The organism is Campylobacter sp. TTU-622 (assembly GCF_016598965.1).
Lineage (GTDB): Bacteria > Campylobacterota > Campylobacteria > Campylobacterales > Campylobacteraceae > Campylobacter_D.
This window is the reverse complement of the sequence record NZ_JAENKR010000143.1, coordinates 1-1,794: the sequence shown is the minus strand read 5'-3', so window position 1 is coordinate 1,794 and position 1,794 is coordinate 1. Positions and strand designations below refer to the sequence as shown.

Below are 1,794 nucleotides of genomic sequence, written 5' to 3'. Positions count from 1 at the left end.
TTTATTTAAAAAAGAAATATTAACGGGGGGGGGGGATTGAAAAAAACCATTCTTCTTCAAAAAAACTAGTTCTTTCTTTAGTTACAATTTCTTTTTTAAGTTCTTATTCTTATGCAGATAATTCTAATGTAGAAGCTTATAGTGAAGTTAATTCAAAAAGTAGATCAGCAAGTGTTTATCAAAATACTAATACTACTATAAATCAATCTTTAAGTAATACTCATACCATAAGTGGCACTGGCAATACTCTTGTTATAGAAAGTGGTGGAACTATACAAGTAAACTCTGGTCCAGCTTTAAATTTCCAAGGAAACTCTTCAACTTCTACTTTTAAAAATGAAGGATTCTTATCAAGCAAAAGTGATGCAGCAGCCATAAAAATAGGAGAATCAAATAATTCAAGTGGTGCTACCATAGAAAGCTTTGAAAATAGTGGCACTATAGGAAATAATAATTCTAAATTTGGTATTAAAATTTGGAAAGATTCTACTATTAATAATTTTAATAATAGCGGGACTATTCAAAGTAGCAATAATGCAATTGATATTGAAAATAGTGTCAATATAAATACTTTTACCAATGAAAGTAGCGGAAGTATTATTGCTTCTAGTTCTAGTGCTAGTGCTATAAATTTTGCACAAGGAAATTCTATTTCTACTTTTTTAAATAAAGGAACACTTATAGGTGGAAGCAGTAAAGCTAGTGTTAATTTAGGAACTAACAATCAAAATGGTGTTACCATAGATACCTTCACTAATGAAGGCATTATAGGAAATGGTGTTTCTAAATTTGGTATCACAGTTTGGGGAAACAGCGATAATAAATCTACAATCAATAATTTTAGTAATAGTGGAACTATAAGTTCAAACGCTGGTGAAGCTATTTATCTTGGTAATACTGAGATTAAAACTTTTATCAATAGTGGAACTATTAGTAGTAACAGCGGAAAAGGTGTAAATGTATCAAGTGGTTCAACTATAGATAATTTTAATAATAGCGGAGCTATAAATTCAAAAAATGAAGGCGCTTATCTCGGTAGTGCTTATATTAAAACTTTTAACAATAGTGGAACTATAAGCAGTAATACTAACTATGGAGTAAGTATAGTTAGTGGAACAACAATAGATAATTTCACAAACACTGGAACTATAAAAAGCACAGGAACTAGGGAACCTACTACAACTGTAGATATGTCAGCTGGTGTATATTTAAGGGGTGTAATAAAAACTTTTACTAATGATGGTTTAGTCTCTGGTGTTTTAGGTGTTGCTATGCTTAATGCTTCTATGGGAACTCTTATTAATAAAGGTACTATAGAATCAACTGGCAATAGCACTATCTCAGCAGCTATTAGTCTTATGACAGTTTATAATAAACCTTCCACTATTGATAATTTAACCAATGAAGGTCTTATTAAATCAAAATCTCATGGTATTTTAGCAGAAGCTGGAAATTATATTAATACTATAATTAATAAAGGCACTATAGAAGCTGATTTAAATGGTATAGGTTTTTTTGATGTTGGTGGTGTTAGTGGTAGCACTATGAAACTAGGAAGAATTATCCTAGAAAATGGTAGTAGCATTAAAGCTGGAAATAATGGTATTAATATAGACAATGAAACTTCTAAAGCTATAGAAGCTGATGGTATTGAAGTTAAAGAAGGCGCTAGTATAAGTGGTGGTAATTCTGGTATTTATATAGGAGGTGGAAAAGAGATTGATACTCAAATCACTATTTCAGGATCAGTTACAGGTGGAACTGCTGGTATAGTTAATGAAGGTGTTATAGGTA

Annotated in this window: 1 protein-coding gene and 1 pseudogene; one reads left to right on the top strand and one right to left on the bottom strand. The window is 30.7% G+C overall.

The genetic code is table 11. From position 1 onward, the window contains the following. Positions 1–220: 220 nt before the first annotated feature. Positions 221–415, bottom strand: a complete 195-nt coding sequence (locus JG677_RS08000) for a hypothetical protein (protein ID WP_200286104.1) — start codon at positions 413–415, stop codon at positions 221–223. Positions 416–1,190: 775 nt separating this feature from the next. Here JG677_RS08000 and JG677_RS07995 point away from each other — a divergent pair. Then, a pseudogene (locus tag JG677_RS07995) lies at positions 1,191–1,794 on the top strand (autotransporter outer membrane beta-barrel domain-containing protein); the annotation flags it as partial.